The 18,229-nt window shown below is 44.3% G+C and carries 20 protein-coding genes; 17 read left to right on the top strand and 3 right to left on the bottom strand.

Annotation, left to right across the window (positions count from 1 at the left end):
* Positions 1-4 precede the first annotated feature (4 nt).
* The 17 genes from H8706_RS09145 to H8706_RS09225 all read left to right on the top strand — a co-directional run bounded on the left by H8706_RS09145 (position 5) and on the right by H8706_RS09225 (position 14,749).
* A complete protein-coding gene (locus H8706_RS09145; protein ID WP_262432387.1) occupies positions 5-955 on the top strand; it encodes an RnfABCDGE type electron transport complex subunit D in 951 nt (316 codons plus the stop codon).
* Positions 956-1,531 (top strand): RnfABCDGE type electron transport complex subunit G, encoded by a 576-nt coding sequence (locus H8706_RS09150; RefSeq protein WP_262432388.1) that lies wholly within the window; start codon positions 956-958, stop codon positions 1,529-1,531.
* Positions 1,532-2,143: an electron transport complex subunit RsxE gene (rsxE, locus tag H8706_RS09155; protein ID WP_262432389.1), complete on the top strand. Its 612-nt coding sequence runs from the start codon at positions 1,532-1,534 to the stop codon at positions 2,141-2,143.
* Positions 2,140-2,721 (top strand): electron transport complex subunit RsxA, encoded by a 582-nt coding sequence (gene rsxA / locus H8706_RS09160; protein WP_178348005.1) that lies wholly within the window; start codon positions 2,140-2,142, stop codon positions 2,719-2,721. Before rsxE ends, rsxA begins: the two co-directional genes overlap by 4 nt.
* A gap of 24 nt (positions 2,722-2,745) precedes the next feature.
* Positions 2,746-3,540: an RnfABCDGE type electron transport complex subunit B gene (locus H8706_RS09165; RefSeq protein ID WP_262432390.1), complete on the top strand. Its 795-nt coding sequence runs from the start codon at positions 2,746-2,748 to the stop codon at positions 3,538-3,540.
* 31 nt (positions 3,541-3,571) lie between these two features.
* Positions 3,572-4,642, top strand: a complete 1,071-nt coding sequence (gene mnmA, locus H8706_RS09170; protein ID WP_262432404.1) for a tRNA 2-thiouridine(34) synthase MnmA — start codon at positions 3,572-3,574, stop codon at positions 4,640-4,642.
* A gap of 14 nt (positions 4,643-4,656) precedes the next feature.
* Positions 4,657-5,310 carry an HAD family hydrolase gene (locus tag H8706_RS09175; RefSeq protein ID WP_178348007.1) on the top strand — a complete coding sequence of 218 codons (654 nt, stop codon included), beginning with the start codon at positions 4,657-4,659 and terminating at the stop codon, positions 5,308-5,310.
* 105 nt (positions 5,311-5,415) lie between these two features.
* Complete coding sequence (locus tag H8706_RS09180) at positions 5,416-6,984, top strand: hypothetical protein (protein WP_262432391.1); 1,569 nt, start codon at positions 5,416-5,418, stop codon at positions 6,982-6,984.
* Between the two features lie 20 nt (positions 6,985-7,004).
* Complete coding sequence (locus tag H8706_RS09185; RefSeq protein ID WP_178348009.1) at positions 7,005-7,571, top strand: hypothetical protein; 567 nt, start codon at positions 7,005-7,007, stop codon at positions 7,569-7,571.
* Positions 7,572-7,604: 33 nt separating this feature from the next.
* The gene (locus tag H8706_RS09190; protein WP_262432392.1) at positions 7,605-8,372 is read left to right on the top strand and encodes a TIGR00282 family metallophosphoesterase; all 768 of its coding nucleotides are present in this window, start codon (positions 7,605-7,607) and stop codon (positions 8,370-8,372) included.
* A 2-nt stretch (positions 8,373-8,374) separates the two neighbouring features.
* Positions 8,375-9,943, top strand: a complete 1,569-nt coding sequence (locus H8706_RS09195; RefSeq protein WP_262432393.1) for an ABC transporter substrate-binding protein — start codon at positions 8,375-8,377, stop codon at positions 9,941-9,943.
* 10 nt (positions 9,944-9,953) lie between these two features.
* Positions 9,954-10,541, top strand: a complete 588-nt coding sequence (locus tag H8706_RS09200) for a toprim domain-containing protein (protein ID WP_262432394.1) — start codon at positions 9,954-9,956, stop codon at positions 10,539-10,541.
* Between the two features lies 1 nt (position 10,542).
* Entirely contained in the window at positions 10,543-11,412 is an 870-nt protein-coding gene (locus H8706_RS09205) for a DNA-3-methyladenine glycosylase family protein (RefSeq protein ID WP_262432395.1), read from the top strand.
* Between the two features lie 66 nt (positions 11,413-11,478).
* Positions 11,479-12,042: a LemA family protein gene (locus tag H8706_RS09210; RefSeq protein WP_262432396.1), complete on the top strand. Its 564-nt coding sequence runs from the start codon at positions 11,479-11,481 to the stop codon at positions 12,040-12,042.
* Positions 12,043-12,052: 10 nt separating this feature from the next.
* Positions 12,053-12,832 carry a TPM domain-containing protein gene (locus tag H8706_RS09215; RefSeq protein ID WP_262432397.1) on the top strand — a complete coding sequence of 260 codons (780 nt, stop codon included), beginning with the start codon at positions 12,053-12,055 and terminating at the stop codon, positions 12,830-12,832.
* 29 nt (positions 12,833-12,861) lie between these two features.
* The gene (locus H8706_RS09220; RefSeq protein WP_262432398.1) at positions 12,862-13,533 is read left to right on the top strand and encodes a carboxylesterase family protein; all 672 of its coding nucleotides are present in this window, start codon (positions 12,862-12,864) and stop codon (positions 13,531-13,533) included.
* Positions 13,534-13,720: 187 nt separating this feature from the next.
* Positions 13,721-14,749 carry an aldose epimerase family protein gene (locus H8706_RS09225; protein ID WP_262432399.1) on the top strand — a complete coding sequence of 343 codons (1,029 nt, stop codon included), beginning with the start codon at positions 13,721-13,723 and terminating at the stop codon, positions 14,747-14,749.
* 36 nt (positions 14,750-14,785) lie between these two features.
* Here the strand turns inward: H8706_RS09225 and H8706_RS09230 are convergent, their stop codons facing one another.
* The 3 genes from H8706_RS09230 to H8706_RS09240 all read right to left on the bottom strand — a co-directional run bounded on the left by H8706_RS09230 (position 14,786) and on the right by H8706_RS09240 (position 17,565).
* On the bottom strand, positions 14,786-15,223 hold the full coding sequence (locus H8706_RS09230; protein ID WP_262432400.1) for an RrF2 family transcriptional regulator: 438 nt from the start codon (positions 15,221-15,223) through the stop codon (positions 14,786-14,788).
* An 81-nt stretch (positions 15,224-15,304) separates the two neighbouring features.
* Positions 15,305-16,237 carry a cysteine synthase A gene (gene cysK, locus H8706_RS09235; protein ID WP_178348018.1) on the bottom strand — a complete coding sequence of 311 codons (933 nt, stop codon included), beginning with the start codon at positions 16,235-16,237 and terminating at the stop codon, positions 15,305-15,307.
* Positions 16,238-16,272: 35 nt separating this feature from the next.
* Positions 16,273-17,565 carry an O-acetylhomoserine aminocarboxypropyltransferase/cysteine synthase family protein gene (locus H8706_RS09240; protein ID WP_262432401.1) on the bottom strand — a complete coding sequence of 431 codons (1,293 nt, stop codon included), beginning with the start codon at positions 17,563-17,565 and terminating at the stop codon, positions 16,273-16,275.
* Positions 17,566-18,229 lie beyond the last annotated feature (664 nt).

The following is an 18,229-nucleotide window of genomic DNA, read 5'->3' on the forward strand; positions in this document are numbered from 1 at the left end:
AAAAGTGGAAAATAAACTTTATGTGTCATATGCTCCTCACATACGCAGTAAGGAAAACGTTTCCGAAACAATGCTCGATGTGCTGATTGCGCTTATTCCGGCGCTTGCGGCAGGTGTGTATTTCTTCGGCGTGCGCGCGCTTTTTGCGGTGCTGGTTTCGGTTGCCTGTTCTGTTGCGTTTGAGAGTTTATGGAATATGCTTTTGAAAAAGAAAAACACTGTCGGCGATATGAGCGCGGCAGTGACGGGCGTGCTTCTGGCGTTTTGTCTGCCTCCGTCAATTCCTCTGTGGATTGTTATAATCGGCGACTTTTTTGCGATTGTTATAGTAAAGGGATTTTTCGGCGGTTTGGGTCAGAATATCGTAAATCCGGCGCTTGCGGCGAGAGCGTTTCTGCTTGCGTGCTGGCCGGTTGATATGACAAACTACACTTTGCCTTTTACAAATCTTTTTTCGGGCGAAGCTGTGTCGAGCGCAACACCGCTTGTAAGTGAGATTAAACCGTCGTATTTTGAACTTTTTATCGGCAAAATTCCCGGCTGTATCGGCGAGGTTTCGGCGGTCTGTCTTATTATCGGCGGAATTTATCTTCTTGTTAAAAAGAGAATTGATTTTGTAATTCCTGTTTGCTACATAGCAGGCGTCGGAATTTTCGGCGCGCTTTTCGGTGACGGATTTTTGTTTTCCGTTCTTTCGGGCGGTGTAATTCTGGCAGGCATTTTTATGGCGACCGATTACGTTACAAGTCCCGTAACCGCGAAAGGACAGGCAATATACGCAATTTTTGCGGCGCTTGTTACGGCGGTAATACGAAAATTCGGCGGTTATCCCGAGGGCGTTACATACGCAATACTTATGGCGAACATTTTAACTCCGCTTATCGACAAATTTGCGGTTCCGAAAAAATTCGGATATGTTAAAAAAGCGAAAAATGCGCAGAAGGAGGCGTTATAATTGAAAAACAGCAATGTGAAAGAAATTGTAATGCCGGGCGTTATTTTGTTTTTGATAGTTTTTGTTTCGGTTGCGGTGCTTGCGTGGTGCAACAGCGCGACATACGACAAAATTCAGGCTATTAACGCGGAAAATACGCAAAAGGCACGGCAGAATGTTTTATCGTCGGCAAAAGAGTTTGAGGAGGTTTCAGACTTTAAGGCGGACGGCATTGTTAAAAACGTATACAAAGGCACCGACGGCGGAAAATGCGTCGGATACTGTGTTTCGGTTGCACCGTCGGGCTACGGCGGAGAGATGGAAATTATGGTCGGCGTCGATAACGATTTAAAGCTTACCGGTATTGACATTGTATCGTCGTCCGAAACGGCGGGACTCGGAAAAAACGCGTCAAAGGAAAGTTTCAGAAGCCAGTTTGAGGGACTTACAAAAACTGTTACCGTCAAAAAGAGCGCGCCAAAAAAAGAAAACAATGAAATTCAGGCGCTTTCGGGCGCGACAATAACTTCAAATGCCGTTGCGGACGGAGCAAACTCGGCGATTGAGGCGGTTGAAAAAATAAAGGAGGCGGAATAGATGAACAGGTTTACAAAAATTGCAAAAAACGGTCTTTTTGCCGAAAATCCAACTTTTGTTCAGCTTATCGGAATGTGCCCGACGCTTGCGACCACAACGTCGGTTAAAAACGCGCTCGGTATGGGCATTGCGTCAACATTCGTTTTAATCGGCTCGAATATGGCGATTTCGCTTTTGAGAAAATTTATTCCGTCAAAGGTCAGAATTGCATCATACATTGTGGTTATAGCGGCATTTGTAACGGTTATCGAAATGCTTTTGAAAGCGTTTTTGCCGTCAATTTCAAATTCGCTCGGAATGTTTATTCCGCTTATCGTTGTTAACTGTATTATTTTGGCGCGTGCCGAGAGCTTTGCGTCGAAAAACGGAGTTTTGGAGAGTATGGCGGACGGTCTTTTTATGGGACTCGGTTTTACAATGGCGCTGTCGCTCCTCGGTGCGGTGCGCGAAATTCTCGGCAACGGTACAATCTTTGATTTGCCTTTGTTCGGAAGCGGATTTAAACCTGCGATTATGTTTATTCTTCAGCCAGGCGCGTTCATCACGCTCGGCACGATTTTAGCGGTTAAAAACGCAATTGCCCTAAAAAGAAAAGGGGGAAGCGCGAAATGATAGCAAAATTTATTTCAATAGCATTTTTGGCGATTTTGTCCGAAAACTTTGTATTGGTAAAATTTTTGGGAATTTGCCCGTTTTTGGGAGTGTCAAAAAAGACAAGCACTGCGGTAGGTATGGGTATGGCGGTAACGTTCGTTATGGTTTTTGCGTCCACGCTTACATATCTTACGTATTATTACGTGCTGGTCCCCATTCACGCGGAATATTTGCAGACGCTCGCGTTTATTTTGGTAATCGCGTTTTTGGTGCAGTTTGTTGAAATGTTTGTGGCAAAAACCGTGCCGTCGCTGTACAGCGCGCTCGGAATTTATCTTCCGCTTATCACTACAAACTGCGCGGTTTTGGGTTCGGCGCTTATAAACATCGAGCGCGGTTACAATCTTGCCGAAACGGTTTGGTTTTCGTTTTGCTCGGCAATCGGCTTTACGCTTGCGATTGTGCTTTTTGCCGGCGTAAGAGAAAGGCTTGAACATTCAAACATTCCCGAACCGCTCAAGGGATTTCCCATCGCGCTTATCACGGCGGGACTTATTTCGATGGCGTTTTTGGGATTTTCGGGAATGTCGTTTTAACAAATACGGATTGGGAGGACGAATATGTTTTCTGATATTTTAATACCGGCGCTTTTTATCGGCGGTCTGGGACTTATATTCGGCGCGCTTTTGGGTTATGCGTCGATAAAATTTAAGGTTGACAAAAACGAAAATATCGACAAGGTTGCCGAGCTTCTTCCCGGCGCAAACTGCGGAGGATGCGGTTTTACGGGCTGCAGTGCGCTTGCCGAGGCGATTGTTGAAAACGGCGAGAAAATCACGCGGTGCAATCTTGTAAACGAAAAACAAGTAAGCGAAATTTCAAAGGTTCTCGGAATAAGAGCCGAGAAGGTTGTTAAGAAAAAAGCGGTTGTAAGGTGTTCGGGCTGTGCGGAAAAAGCTGTTGACAAGTACAATCCCGAGGGGTTGAACGATTGCAGAGAGGCGTTTAATCTCGGCGGAGGTCCGAAAATGTGCGATTACGGCTGTATGGGCTTGGGTTCGTGCGTAAAGGTATGCAAATTCGGTGCAATAAGCATTGAAAAAGGCATTGCGGTTGTGGACAGAGAAAAATGCACGGGCTGCGGAGCGTGTGCGGAGGAATGTCCGAAAAACGTAATCAGCCTTGAGGTTGAGGAGCAGAAAACCGCGGTTTTGTGCAAATCCGCCGACAAGGGCGCACAGGTGAAAATCTATTGCTCGGCAGGCTGTATCGGGTGCAAAATGTGCGAGAAAAACTGTCCGCACGGCGCGGTTACGGTTATAAACAACCTTGCGTCGATAAATTCAGACCTTTGCATAAACTGCGGTGCGTGCGTCAAGGTCTGTCCGAAGAAAGTTATTTCATACAATATATAAATTTTGAGGTGTTAACGTGAAGAAAAAGGTAATGCTGGGTATGAGCGGCGGTGTCGATTCGTCTGTTGCCGCTTATCTTCTCAAGGAACAGGGATATGAGGTTTACGGCGTGACAATGCAGATTTGGCCCGACAAGGACGAATGTGAGGTTATACGAAACGGCGGCTGCTGTTCGCTTTCTGCGGTTGAGGACGCGCGAAGAGTGGCAAACAAACTCGGAATTTCGTATTATGTTCTCAATTTTAAAGATATTTTTGAAAAAAGGGTTATAGATTATTTTGCGGAGGAATATCTTCTCGGGCGCACGCCCAACCCGTGCATTGCCTGCAACAAATATGTTAAATTTGAGGCTATGCTGGACAAGGCGCTGTCTATGGGAATGGACTGCGTTGCGACGGGGCATTACGCAAAGGTTGAATATGATGATGACAGCGGACGTTATCTTTTGAAACGCTCGAAATTCGACCGCAAAGACCAGTCGTATGCGCTTTACAACCTCACACAGGAACAGCTTTCAAAGATTGTTATGCCGTTGGGTGACTATCCGAAAGAGAAAATCCGCGAAATCGCGCGCGAAATAGGTCTTGCGGTTGCGGATAAGCCCGACTCGCAGGAAATCTGTTTTGTGTCGGACAACGACTATGCGAAATTTATTGAAGAAAAGACGGGAAAAGTTTTGCCCGAGGGCGATTTTATCGACGAAAAAGGCAACAAAATCGGACGTCACAAGGGAATTACGCATTACACAATCGGTCAGCGAAAAGGACTCGGTATGACGTTCGGAAAGCCGATGTTCGTTACAAATATCGACCCGAAGCACAACACCGTAACGCTCGGCGAAAACGGCAAGCAGTACAAAAAACTGATAACCGCAAAAAATCCGAATTTCATTTCGGTTGACAATCTCTATGAGCCGACGTATCTTATGTGCAAAATGCGTTACAGCGCAAAACCCGAACGGGCGCGCGTTATGCAGGTGGACGAAAACACGGTTACGGCAGAATTTGAGAACACGCGCTGTGCCGCGGCGCCCGGACAGGCTATTGTTTTTTATGATGATGACATTGTTGTGGGCGGTGCGACAATCGAAAAGGCAAGATAAAAGGAGAACATCTTATGTATAAATTTTTATTTGATTTTGACGGCGTTCTGGTGGATTCTATGACTATGTGGGCAAAGGCGGTTATAGAACTTCTTGAAAAAAACGGCGTTTCGTATCCCGGCAATCTTATCGAAATTATAACTCCGCTCGGAAACGAAAAAACCGCGGATTATCTTATTACACTCGGTCTTGATATGAGCGCGGAGGACATTTTAAAATATATCGGCGATATTGCGGTGAGGGAATACACATACAACGTTCCTGCGAAAAAGGGCGTTAAGGAGGCACTCGAACTTCTGAAAAACAAGGGTTATTCGTTGAACGTTCTCACGGCAAGTCCGCACCCTGTTTTTGACATCTGCCTGAAAAGGCTTGAACTTTACGGCTATTTTGACAATCACTGGTCGTGCGACGATTTCGGTATGCCGAAAACAAATCCGCGCCTATACAAAGAGGCGGCGGAGCGTCTTGGCACCGACGTGAAAAACTGCGTTGTGCTGGACGACAATCTTGTTGCGGTGACAACGGCGAAAACTGCCGGTATGAAGGTTGCTGCGGTGTATGACGAAACGTCAAAGCAATATGAGGATAAAATGCGCGAAACGGCAGATTATTACGCGTTTTCGCTGGAAAATTTTGAAGATATTTTAAAAGGTGTCGGTATATAATCATTGACACCTTTTGTTTTATATGATACAATAAATTGTTATTAAGTATGACAATAAATATTTGTTGGATTTTAATGCAATACGGCTGAAAAGAGGGTATTTCAGATGGCTAAAATTTGCAGTTTCTGCAAAAGAGAGGTAACTAACGGCGTTTGCTGTGATTACTGCGGTACACCGCTCATTTTTTCGGAGGACGACGGCGCACCGAAGGAAAAAGCTGAAAGCAAAACGGAGCAAAAAAGCGACGCTTTATATACAAATACGAAAGGCAGTGTGAATTTTTCTGCCGATACCGAGGGTGAAGAAATCGCACGGCGCGAGATAAAAAGCGGAATTGAGGCGCTTTACGAGCAGAGCAGACATCTTCGCGAAAATAAGGATGACAGCATTTTCGGCTCGGGAAAGAGCAATGCGGAAAATGCTGTAAAAAATGACGCAAATTCCGTAAACAACGGCAGTTCCGACGATTTGGGAAATATTAAAATTAACATTTACAATTCTGAATTTGCGGACGGTGACATTTCCGCGGACGGCGAAACGAGGGTTATCAGCGCGGAGGATATCGCGATGATAAAACGTCAGATTGAAATAAACCGTGAAAATGCTGTTCGCGCGCACGAAAATGAGGAAAATTCCGACAATGCGCAAGTGTCCGAAAAAAGTGCGGACAACCCCGGCGAGGGTGAAAAAATTGCAAATACCGAAGAAACCGAAGTTTCGGAAAATTCCGAAAATGTTGAGAATATTCAAAACGCCGAAACGGGCGGAAATAAGCCGGCGGCTGAAGAAAATGAGTCTGAAGTTAACGAAGATGATGCGCCGTCCGAAGCATATTTGCGGTATATGGCCGCCGCGCAGAACATACAGCCCGTACGAAAGGAAGACACAAAATTGGCAAAATTCTTGAAATGGGTTTTGGGAATAATGTTTCTTTTGGGACTTGTAAGCCTGTTTTTCCCTGCGCTCAATCCTGCGGAATCAAGCGATACAATGACGTTTTCAATAGTTGACGCGGTGCTTCTTGCAACAACATTTGCAGGTATGTGCTTTGCGTTTTTTGAAAAAAAGGGAATACGCAAATTCATCTACGGAATTATGTTTTCGGCAGTATTTTTGGCGGTTTATCTGGTGTTTGCGCGCCCCGTTCCGCCCAAAAGCGCAAAACAGCTTTGCACGCTTGCATATCTTGCGGTAATGCTTATTGTTTCGGTTTTCGGGCATATGGCGTCGGGCGGTACGAAATACGACAAAATGCAGGTTTGGTTTGACACGTTTTCCTATCTTGCGCTGGTTACAGACCTTTTTGCAATCGCGCTTTGCATAATGCTTTACTTTGTTATGCCGACCGACATAAGCGGTGCAATGCTTCCGTATGTTATCGCGGTTCTGGCGGTGAGTGTGTTTGCGCTTATCGGCATTATACTTATGATGCGCAGAAAAATTGCAGGTGCAAATATGTATCTTATGTCGGCAATCGCGCTTATTATCGTGTCAATGCTTGCATACAACAAAATTATAAATACAATAGGCTATTACAGCAGTGTTATATCGCTTATGAACACAATCGGAAGCGGATATTCAAAATTCATTGCGCTTTGCGTGGCATATCCGATTTTTATGTATATGATGCTTGCATTTTTAAAAAGCAAAGGCGAGGTTTCGGCTAAAAATTAGACGTATTGCGGTGATTTGATATGAAGAAAAAATTTTTACGGTATTTTTCAATATTTATGTGCGAGGCTTATTTTGTAAGCCTGTTTCTGCCCATTCAGCTGATAATTGCGGGCAAAACCGTTTTGGGAATGAACTTTCTTTTCATACCGCTTATGGGAGGAGAAATTCCGCAGACGTTTGCCTTTTCGCTTTTAATGGCGGTTGTTCCGCTTTTTGCGCTTTTTTCGTCGCTTGCTAAAAGACCGACTCAATGGACGGTGTATTTGAGCTTTGTGCTTTTCTTTCTGCTCGGCGCGTTTTTCGTTTTTTCGCTTGTTTACGGATTCGGAAACGGGTTTGGACTTGCGGTGTGCGCGGCGGAGTCGGCAATGCTTTGTATTTTGTGTGCGGCAAAAATTCTGTCGTATGACGGAGAAGATGATATAAAAGCGGAAAACGAGAAAATTGTAAACGATTTTCTTATGAACAATCAGGTTAAGGAAAGACCGCAAAATGCGGTTAAAACGGAAAAATGTCCGTATTGCGGACGTACTCTTTACGGCGGAGAACAGTGCGACTGTGCGCTTAAGACAGCCGGAAAACGATAAAAAAGATAAAACGGCGGAAAGGACGCTTATATAATGAACATTCTTGCAATAGGCGACATCGTGGGAAATTTCGGTGTTGATTATGCGTCGGCTAAAATTAAAAAGGTATGCGGTGAGCATAATATTGATTTTGTAATTGCGAACGGCGAAAACTCCGCGGTGGGAAACGGTATCACGCGCGAAACAGCGCAGAAAATTTTTAACAGCGGTGCCGATGTTATCACGCTCGGAAATCACGCGTTTTCAAAAAAGGACGTCGTAAATCTTCTTCTCAATATGAGCGTTATAAGACCGATAAACTACCCCGAGCGAACGGTGGGCGAGGGGTGCATTATAAAAGAGAAAAAAGGCAAGAAAATTGCTGTTATAAACGCTATCGGACGGCTTAATCTGTTAAACGTCGACTGCCCGTTTAAAACGGTTATGCGCAAAATCCGTCAAATCAAAGACGAATGCGATATAATTATTGTCGATTTCCACGCGGAGGCGACCAGCGAAAAAAGCGCGCTTGCAAATTATCTCGACTCGTATGCGACGGTTGTTTACGGCACTCACACGCACGTGCAGACGGCGGACGAAAGGATACTTCCCGGCGGTACGGGATTTATCACCGACATCGGTATGACTGGCGTTACGGACTCCGTCCTCGGCGTTAAAAAAGACATTATAATAAGACGATTTATGACACAGATGCCCGAACGTTTTTCGCTTGCCGACGGCAAATGCGAGATGCGCGGTGCGGTTTTTAAAATTGACGATAAAACGAATAAATGCACTGAAATTGTGCGGATAAGGGAATAAAAATGTTTAAATTTTCAAAAAAGCCGATTTGCCTTTTTTTGATTTTTATTATGATTTTTTTGGTGTCCTCGTGCAAAAAAGAGGTCACAAAAATACCCGTTGCGGACGGCGAAAAGCCGTTGTACGGGCAAAATATAAATCTGTTTTCGTATTACCCCGACACGCTTAATCCGTTTCTTACCGAAATAAGGGAAAACTACGATATTATGTCGCTTGTTTACGAACCGCTTTTTGCGGTGCGTGAGCGCGGTGAGGAGGAGCCTTGTCTTGCATCGGCATACAAGTTTGAAAACGGCGGTTTAACCGTTCGCGTAATGCTGAAAGACAATGTGAAGTTCCACAGCGGTGCAGTGTTCGGTGCGGACGACGTTATTTTCACGCTTAAATATATTGCGGAATATGCACCTAATTTTTTGTATATTTTTGATAATATAAAAGGCTATTCAAAAGACGGAAACGACGTTGTTTTCAATCTCAAATCACTGCAGTTCAACTTTGTTTCGTGCCTTGATTTTCCGATTATCAGCAAAAGCACCGACATAAAATCATTTAACGAAAATGCGCATTATCAGCCCAACGGGTGCGGTGCGTTTGAATTTGACGCAAACGCGTTTAAGCAAAAGGAAATGCGTCTTGTGAAAAATGCGGAATATTACAATCCCGATTTTCCGTATGCGGACAGCATCACGGTGAAGCTTTTGAAAAATTCGCCGGTTGCGGTGAGCGCATTTAACGGAAATGAAGTTTCGGCGATTACGTCGGACGAATTTGTGTGGGGCGATGTATCGTTTACGAACGATTTTACCGTGTCGGAATACGGCGGAGATTGGTTTTATTTTCTTGCGTTCAACTACGAAAACGCACTTCTTTGCGATGTTAACGTAAGACGAATGATGCTTTCGATGATTGACAGGGATGATATGGTGCAGAAGGTTTTTCAGACGCACGCATATGCGACAAACAGTATTTTAAACCCGATGTATAATTACGGTATGGTTTACACCGACGAGTTTGACCTTGACAACACGGCAGGTTATGCCAAAGACGCCGGGCTTACCGACAAGGATAAAAACGGCATTTACGAAAAGACTGTTGACGACGAGGTTTTCTCGCTTTCGTTCAGCGTTCTTGCCGACGCTGACGACGACAAAATTATGAAAATTGCCGATATTCTTGCACAGAGTGCCAAGAAAGCGAAAATATCGCTTAACATCAAACGTCTTTCGAACGAGGATTACCAAACCGCGTTTACAGAAAAGGATTACGATATTTTGCTTACAAAGGAAAAAATCAGATGCTGTGATAACCTTGCGTCCAAACTTGATTTTAACGGAAAATACGAGGTTCCGTATGAAATTTACACCGAGCTTGCAAACATTTTGAACGGTGCGGATACCGAAAACGCAAACGAAAAAATGCGCGAGTTCAACAATTTATACATTTCTCTTGCGCCGTGCATTGCGCTTTGCTACGATTCATATGCAACTTTGTGTCACGGCAGTGTGAAGAATTTTACCGTTTGGAGAAATTCGCGTTACCGCGGAATTTTGCAGAGTTTTATAAAATATTAAGGGAATTTTTATGATTAAAATTAAAGAGGCAATAGTTGTTGAGGGAATTTACGACAAGGTTAAACTTGCAAATATTTTCGACACCGTTATCGTGCCGACGGGCGGTTTTGATATTTTTAAAAACCGAAACACGCAAATGATCATTCAAAAGCTTGCACGGTCGCGCGGAATTATTGTTTTCACCGACTGCGACAGGGCAGGGTTTGTGATAAGAAATTTTATAAAAAATATTGTTAAATCGGGCGTTGTAAAGCACGCGTACATTCCCGAAATAGAGGGCAAAGAAAAGCGCAAGAGTGCGCCGTCGAAGGAAGGATTTTTGGGCGTCGAGGGTGTTGGCAACGACATTATAAAATCGGCAATCGAAAAATGCGGTGTGTCGGAAAATGACAAAAACAGACGGTTTGTCACCAAAGCCGACCTCTTTGCGGACGGCTTAAGCGGCGGCGAAAACAGTTTTAAATATCGAAAAATGCTCACAAAAGAGCTTGATTTGCCTCACAGAATTTCGGCAAATATGCTTTTGGACGTTATCAATAGTTTATATGATTATGACGAATATAAATCGCAGATTAAGCTGATAAAAGGCGGTGAATAATATGAAAATTACCGAGGAAAAAGGTAAAATTATATTGGAGGATTTACACGATTTTAACCCCGTTCACACGTTTATGTGCGGTCAGTGTTTCCGCTGGGACGAGGCGGACGGCGGATTTATCGGCATTGCGCACGGACGCGCGGTTTTGGTGAAACAAACCGAAAACGGCAATGTTGAAATTTACAACACCACAAAAAAAGATTTTAATGATATTTGGTGTGACTATTTCGATTTTAACACCGATTACGGTGCGATTAAAAATACGCTTTCGTCGGACGACAGCCTGAAAAAGGCGATAAAATTCGGCGGAGGAATAAGAATTTTAAATCAGGAACCGTTTGAGTGTCTTATTTCGTTTATTATTTCAACGCAGAATTCGATTCCGCGGATTAAAAGAATAATCACGAAAATGTCGGAACTATTCGGCGAAAAGATCGAATTTAACGGCAAAACTTATTATGCTTTTCCGACCTGCGAGACGCTCGCACAGCTTACCGAAAGCGACCTTGCACCGCTTAAAGCGGGATACCGTGCCGAGTACATTCTCGACGCGTCAAAAAAATTGAAAAACGGCGAGGTTGACTTAAATTCGCTTTTTGATGCAGATATACAGAGCGCGCGTAAAGAGCTTTTGAAGATTAAAGGTGTCGGTCCGAAAGTTGCCGACTGTGTGCTTTTATTCTCGCTTAAAAAGCACGGCGCTTTTCCGATTGACGTGTGGATAGGCAGAATTATGCGGTCGCTTTATCTCGGCGAGAATGCGACTATGAAAGAAATTTTGAAATTCAGCAGTGAGAAATTTTCCGATTACGCAGGCTTTGCTCAGCAGTATTTGTTTTATTACGCGAGGGAAAATAAGCTGATCGGCTAAAAAAGTGTTGAATTGCAAAACTGAATATTGTATAATAATTTTATTAAATTTAAAGGAGCGGTTAAAATGAAAAAAGGAACAATTATACTCATTGCGGTTATTGCCGTGATTGCGATTATCGCGTTTTCGTGCGTGGAAACGTACAATTCGCTTGTTACGCAGAGGGAAAACGTCGACACGCAGTATTCGGCTATTGAAACACAGCTTCAAAGAAGAATTGACCTTATTCCGAACATTGTAAACACGGTTAAAGGCTATGCGGCACACGAGAGCGAAGTTTTCGGCGCGGTTTCCGACGCAAGAGCGCGTCTTGCAGGCGCGTCCACAAAAGAAGAGGCGGCAGAGGCAGACTCCGAACTTACAAGCGCGGTAAGCAGACTTTTGATGATTGCGGAAAACTATCCCGACCTTAAAGCGGACACGCAGTTTACGGCGCTCACCGACGAACTTGCAGGTACCGAAAACAGAATTGCTGTTGCGCGTAAAGACTACAACGACGCGGCAAAGACATACAACACTCAGATTAAAACTTTCCCGAAAGTTATAATCGCAAATCTTTTCGGCTTTGAAAAAGCGGAATATTTTGAGGCGGCAGACGGCGCAAAATCCGCTCCGCAGGTCAATTTTTAAGAGGTAAATTATGAAAAAAATTGTTATATTTGCCGTAAGCGTGATTTTGATTTTGTCGTGCGTTTGCGCATATGCGGATATGCCGTCGCCGACAGACGAGTTTTATGCGGCGGACTATGCAAACATTTTGTCGGACGAAACGGAAAACTATATAATTTCGCAGTCCAAGGCGCTTTATGACCAAACGGGCGCGCAGATTGTTGCGGCTACGGTGGAGAGTCTTGACGGCAAAGATGTGCGCGAATATGCGATTGAGCTCGGGCGCGGTTGGAAAATCGGCAGTGAAAAAAACAACGGCGTTTTGATTTTATTGTCGCTCGGCGAAAGACAAATCGACGTTGAGGTGGGTTACGGTCTGGAGGGTGCAATTCCCGATTCAAAGTCGGGCAGACTTATTGACAACTATGCCGTACCGTATCTTAAAGACGACAATTTTGACGAGGGAATTTTAAACCTTTACAAGGCAATCGTCGGCGAGGTTTGTGCGGAATACGGCATCGAAGTACCCGACGGCTCGAAACCGGCTGAGCAAACCGACGACGGGGATGATGTAAACGTCGGATTTATAATTGTTGCGCTGTTTTGCATAGTTATAATCTGCATTTCGGTTATTAAGAAAGGAGGCGGAAACGGCGGAAACGGCGGAGGCGGCAGATTTTACGGCGGACCCCGTATCGGCGGAGGTTTCGGTGGATTTTCTGGCGGCTCATCGGGCGGAAGCTTCGGAGGGGGCGGAAGCTTCGGAGGGGGCGGAAGCTTCGGCGGAGGCGGAAGTTCGAGAGGATTTTAATTTAATTTATAAACGGAGTGTGACATAAGATGATTGAAAAAATGAAGTTTGAGAATATGACATATCTTTTGAGGTTTCCCAAGGATTTTGACGAGAATAAAAAATACCCCGTTATGTTATTTCTTCACGGTGCGGGGAGCAGAGGAAACGATACAACGGCTCTTGAAGTAAATCCGTTCTTTGAGATTACGTCAAAATACGAGGATTTTCCGTTTGTTGTGTATGCACCTCTTTGCAGCGAAAACACTTGGTTTGATATGTTTGAAACACTTGAAAGATTTGTGCAGAAAATTTCGGACGAAAAGTTTACCGACAAAAAGAAAATTTATGCAATGGGCCCAAGTATGGGAGGTTACGGCACGTGGCAGATTGCTATGAGTCTGCCCGACACATTCGCGGCGATTGTGCCTATCTGCGGCGGCGGAATGTACTGGAATGCGGGGCGTCTTAAAAATACGCCGGTCTGGGCATTTCACGGCGGTAAAGACAATTCTGTAAAATGCGAGGAAAGCGTTAAAATGGTTGACGCGGCGAAAAAATGCGGCGGTGACGCGCGCCTTACAATTTATCCCGAAAACGGTCACGACGCTTGGAGCGATACATACAAAAATTACGAAGTTTTTGAGTGGCTTTTGTCTCACGAAAAAAGAGGCGCATCAGATTATGCCGACGGCTATTCGGACAGCAAAAAATTCGGATGATTAAGGAGATTAACGTGAAAGTTTCTTTCACGTTAGCCTCCGGCAGGATTAAATGCCCGTGCGAAAATTTCCTCGCTTTGCTCGGAAAACGCACATGGGCGTAATAATCTCTTATCATTTCTTGCCCTGCGATGGGAGATTTTCATTACTATTTGTGTCAACGCAGGGCGGCGGAATGGAGATTATTATGATTACAAAAAGAAATTTCGGAAAGACTGACGGTAAAGACGTTTTTGCGTACCGTCTTACAAACAAAAGCGGTGATTTATCTGCCGAGATAATAACCTACGGCGGAATTGTGCGCACGCTTGAATACAAGAGCACCGACGTTGTTCTCGGCAGGGACAGCATCGAAGAATATCTCGACAACAAGGGTTGTTACGGCGCGCTTATCGGCAGAAATTCAAACAGAATTTTCGGCGGTGAATTTAGTCTTAACGGCAAAAAATACACGCTTGCAAAAAACGACCACGGAGTTTGCAATCTTCACGGCGGTGACAAAGGATACAACAAGCGTGTGTGGGACGCAAGGGAAATTGACGGTTGCGAGCCGAGTCTTGAACTTATGCTGTTCGACCCCGACGGCTGTGAGGGTTTCCCGGGAAATGTAAATGTTAAGGTGACATATACCGTGACAAATGACAACGCGCTCAAAATTCACTACGAGGCGGAGTCGGATGCGGACACGGTAATCAATCTTACAAACCATTCGTATTTTAACCTCAACGGTCACGCGAGCGGAAGTGCGAAAAATCATACGCTTCAGATTTCGGCACCGTTCTTCACACCAAACACAAAGGACTGCTATCCGTACGGCGAAATTCTTTCGGTTGAAAATACGCCGTTTGATTTCAGAAACGGAAAAGTGCTCAAAGACGGTCTTGATGCGGATTTTGAACAGGTTAAAATGTTTAACGGATTTGACCACAACTTTGTTCTTGACGGCACGGGTTACAGAAAATATGCTGTTGCAAAGGGCGATATAAGCGGTATAACAATGGAATGTTACACTGACCTTCCCGGCGTTCAGCTATACACCGGCAACGGAATTGAAAAGGATAGAGTTTGCAAGGACGGCGCGGTTTATGATACGCATTACGGTTTTTGCCTTGAAACGCAGAAATTTCCCAATGCGGCAAATATTCCGTATTTTCCGAGCGTGTTTGTTAGAAAAGGCGAGAAATACGACACCGTTTCGGCATATAAATTCATATAATAAACAAAAAGGACTTCTGCGTGAAGTCCTTTTTGTTTATATCATATAATCGTTTGAATAGATTTCGATTTGCTTGTCCAAAACGTCCTGCAAGGTGATGCTGTCGAGATAATTGTTTATAACGTCGCCCAGTCCTTTCCATATAAACAAGGTGGGACAGACCGACGCGCGCGAACACTGGTTCGGCTGATGTTCAAGGCACGAAACGGGCGCGAGCGACCCTTCGGTAAGGCGCAGAATTTCGCCGACCGTGTATTTATCGGGCGTTTTTGCAAGCTTGTATCCGCCCTGAAATCCGCGGTTTTTCATAAGAAAATCCGATTTGTTCAAAATTGTGACAATCTGTTCGAGATATTTTTTTGAAATTCCCTGACGTTCCGCTATTTCTTTAAGCGCGACATACCGCCCCTCGCCGTGTTCCGCAAGGTCGAGCATCATTCGCACGGCATATCTGCCTTTTGTTGAAATTTTCATATTTTTAACCTCAATTCATAATTAACGGCAAAATCAGTCCGCGTTTTTGCAGACTGATTGCCGAGTGACTTAAAATTGTTATTATTCCTCTGAAAACATCGGTGTTGAAAGGTATCTGTCGCCTGTGTCGGGGAGCAGAGCAACGATTATTTTACCCTTGTTTTCGGGACGTTTTGCAAGCTCGGTTGCCGCAAATACTGCCGCGCCCGACGAAATTCCCACAAGCACACCTTCGTTGCGTGCGATAAATCTGCCTGTTTCAAAAGCGTCCTCATTTTCAACCGCGATAATTTCGTCGTAAATTTTTGTGTTGAGCGTTTCGGGCACAAATCCTGCGCCGATGCCTTGAATTTTATGCGGACCCGCCACACCTTTTGAAAGAACGGGCGAGGTTGCAGGCTCAACCGCAACAACCTTAACGTTCGGATTTTTCGACTTCAAATATTCGCCGACGCCCGATACTGTACCGCCTGTGCCGACGCCTGCCACAAAAATGTCAACCTTTCCGTCGGTGTCGTTCCAAATTTCGGGACCGGTCGTTTCAATGTGTGCCGCCGGGTTTGACATATTTGTAAACTGGCTGGGAATAAAGCTGTGCGGTGTTTCTGCCGCAAGTTCGTCAGCCTTTGCAATCGCGCCTTTCATACCTTTTGCACCGTCGGTGAGAACAATCTGCGCACCGTACGCTTTGAGAAGATTTCGTCTTTCAACGCTCATTGTTTCGGGCATTGTGAGGATTATTTTGTATCCGCGCGACGCCGCAACCGACGCAAGACCTATACCTGTGTTTCCGCTTGTCGGCTCGATAATTACCGAGTCGGGTTTCAAAAGTCCGCTCTTTTCTGCCTCATCAAGCATTTTTTTTGCAATTCTGTCTTTAACGCTTCCGGCAGGGTTGAAATATTCAAGCTTTGCAAGAATTTTTGCGTCAAGATTTTTCTTTTCTTCGTAATTTTTAAGCTCCATAAGCGGTGTACCGCCGATTAAATCAGTAACTTTTTCATAAATTTTCATATTAAACCCTCCTAATTATATTTTTAAATTTATATTTAATTAAACGCCTGTTCAAGGTCGGCGATAATGTCGATTGCCGTTTCCGTTCCGATTGAAAGCCTTATTGTGTTGGGCTTAATTCCCTGCTCGGCAAGCTCTGATTCCGAAAGCTGGGAATGTGTGGTTGACGCCGGGTGAATTACCAGCGATTTCACGTCCGCAACGTTTGCGAGAAGTGAGAAAATTTCAAGCTTGTCGATAAATTCCTGTGCCTCTTTCGCACCGCCTTTTATATCGAATGTGAAAATCGAACCTCCGCCGTTGGGGTAATATTTTTCATAAAGCATGTGATCGGGGTGGTCGGGCAGCGCAGGGTGGTTAACTTTTTCAACTTTTGGGTGATTTGCAAGAAAATCAAGCACCTTTTTTGTATTTTCCGCGTGACGCTCAACGCGCAGTGACAAGGTTTCAAGACCCTGCAAGAGCAAAAATGCATTAAACGGCGAGATTGCCGCGCCTGTATCACGGAGAAGAATTGCACGGATTTTTGTGACAAACGCCGCCGCGCCGACCGCTTTTGTGAACGAAACGCCGTGATAGCTCGGGTTCGGCTCGGTGAGCGACGCGAATTTTCCGCTTGCCTCCCAGTCAAATTTACCGCTGTCAACGATAACACCGCCGAGCGTTGTGCCGTGACCGCCGATGAATTTCGTCGCCGAGTGAACAACTATGTCCGCGCCGTGTTCAATCGGTCTGAAAAGATACGGCGTTGCAAAAGTCGAGTCGATAACAAGAGGAATTTTATTGTCGTGCGCGATTTTTGAAAGTTCCTCAACATTTGGAATATCGCTGTTCGGATTGCCGAGCGCCTCGGTAAAAATTGCCTTTGTATCGGGAGTTATCGCGTTTTTAACCTCGTCGAGGTTATGAATATCGACAAACGTTGTCTTAATGCCGTATTTTGTGAGAGTGTGCGCCAAAAGATTGTAACTTCCGCCGTAAATTGTTTTTTGCGCAACAATATGACCGCCGCCCTCGGCAAGATTTTCTATTGTATATGTTATCGCCGCCGCGCCCGATGCAACCGCAAGCGCCGCAACACCGCCTTCAAGTGCGGCAATTCGTTTTTCAAAAACGTCCTGTGTGGAGTTTGTGAGTCTGCCGTAGATGTTTCCGGCGTCCGCAAGCGAAAAACGCGCCGCCGCGTGGGCTGAATTTTTAAATACGTAAGAAGTTGTCTGATAAATCGGCACTGCACGCGCGTCACTTGCAGGGTCGGGGAGCTCCTGACCTATGTGCAGTTGTTTGGTTTCAAATCCCCATTTTGATGTATCTTTAATTTCCGCCATTTTTATTTCCTCTTTTCTATGTAATATTTTTCGGTTTAAAGTTTTATCTATTATAATGAAGTCAACACATATCCCTCGCACCGCACGGGCGCATACGAAACATAAAAAATCTTATCATTTTCATATAAACACCTCCGAAATCAATTACACATAAAACCTATCTGTTTGATATGTTATCACCTTTATTTCAATTTGTCAATAGTTTTTCCAAAATTTTTTGAAAAATTTTTTCGGCGGTTTTCACTAAATAAGTGATATAATAATGTATATTTTAAAAAATATTGATTTTTTTGTAAAAAAGTGTTGACAAGCCGTCCGCGATGTGGTATATTGATAAAGCACCTTTGAGGACGGCACTTTTGAGATTTTGAAGATTTGAAAAAAATTTCAAAAAAATGAAAAAAAGTGTTGACAAAGTATCAAAGATGTGGTATTCTATAAAAGTTGCAGCTGATGCAGCGCTTTAGAAAGATAACAGCTTTGGGATTGACAGTTTAAAATTTTGGTCTTTGAAAATTGAACAGCAAAGAGAGGTTCTCGTTAATAGAGAATTGAGTTAAAATTTAAAGCTAACACAAGCTTTAAGCCAAGTTTAGTAATGAGCTAAACAAACTGAAATAAAACGTTGATGCAAATGAGATTTGCATTAAAATACTTTTATTGA

Source organism: Qingrenia yutianensis (assembly GCF_014385105.1).
Taxonomy (GTDB): Bacteria; Bacillota; Clostridia; order UMGS1810; family UMGS1810; genus Qingrenia; species Qingrenia yutianensis.

What these genes read in the sequence shown, in the direction of transcription:
- H8706_RS09240 (WP_262432401.1), bottom strand. Translation starts at nt 17,565, where the DNA reads ATGGCGGAAATTAAAGATACATCAAAATGGGGATTTGAAACCAAACAA.
- H8706_RS09200 (WP_262432394.1), top strand. Translation starts at nt 9,954, where the DNA reads ATGATTAAAATTAAAGAGGCAATAGTTGTTGAGGGAATTTACGACAAG.
- H8706_RS09205 (WP_262432395.1), top strand. Translation starts at nt 10,543, where the DNA reads ATGAAAATTACCGAGGAAAAAGGTAAAATTATATTGGAGGATTTACAC.
- rsxA (WP_178348005.1), top strand. Translation starts at nt 2,140, where the DNA reads ATGATAGCAAAATTTATTTCAATAGCATTTTTGGCGATTTTGTCCGAA.
- H8706_RS09165 (WP_262432390.1), top strand. Translation starts at nt 2,746, where the DNA reads ATGTTTTCTGATATTTTAATACCGGCGCTTTTTATCGGCGGTCTGGGA.
- rsxE (WP_262432389.1), top strand. Translation starts at nt 1,532, where the DNA reads ATGAACAGGTTTACAAAAATTGCAAAAAACGGTCTTTTTGCCGAAAAT.
- H8706_RS09225 (WP_262432399.1), top strand. Translation starts at nt 13,721, where the DNA reads ATGATTACAAAAAGAAATTTCGGAAAGACTGACGGTAAAGACGTTTTT.
- cysK (WP_178348018.1), bottom strand. Translation starts at nt 16,237, where the DNA reads ATGAAAATTTATGAAAAAGTTACTGATTTAATCGGCGGTACACCGCTT.
- H8706_RS09195 (WP_262432393.1), top strand. Translation starts at nt 8,375, where the DNA reads ATGTTTAAATTTTCAAAAAAGCCGATTTGCCTTTTTTTGATTTTTATT.
- H8706_RS09230 (WP_262432400.1), bottom strand. Translation starts at nt 15,223, where the DNA reads ATGAAAATTTCAACAAAAGGCAGATATGCCGTGCGAATGATGCTCGAC.
- H8706_RS09180 (WP_262432391.1), top strand. Translation starts at nt 5,416, where the DNA reads ATGGCTAAAATTTGCAGTTTCTGCAAAAGAGAGGTAACTAACGGCGTT.
- H8706_RS09175 (WP_178348007.1), top strand. Translation starts at nt 4,657, where the DNA reads ATGTATAAATTTTTATTTGATTTTGACGGCGTTCTGGTGGATTCTATG.
- mnmA (WP_262432404.1), top strand. Translation starts at nt 3,572, where the DNA reads ATGCTGGGTATGAGCGGCGGTGTCGATTCGTCTGTTGCCGCTTATCTT.
- H8706_RS09220 (WP_262432398.1), top strand. Translation starts at nt 12,862, where the DNA reads ATGATTGAAAAAATGAAGTTTGAGAATATGACATATCTTTTGAGGTTT.
- H8706_RS09210 (WP_262432396.1), top strand. Translation starts at nt 11,479, where the DNA reads ATGAAAAAAGGAACAATTATACTCATTGCGGTTATTGCCGTGATTGCG.
- H8706_RS09190 (WP_262432392.1), top strand. Translation starts at nt 7,605, where the DNA reads ATGAACATTCTTGCAATAGGCGACATCGTGGGAAATTTCGGTGTTGAT.
- H8706_RS09215 (WP_262432397.1), top strand. Translation starts at nt 12,053, where the DNA reads ATGAAAAAAATTGTTATATTTGCCGTAAGCGTGATTTTGATTTTGTCG.
- H8706_RS09185 (WP_178348009.1), top strand. Translation starts at nt 7,005, where the DNA reads ATGAAGAAAAAATTTTTACGGTATTTTTCAATATTTATGTGCGAGGCT.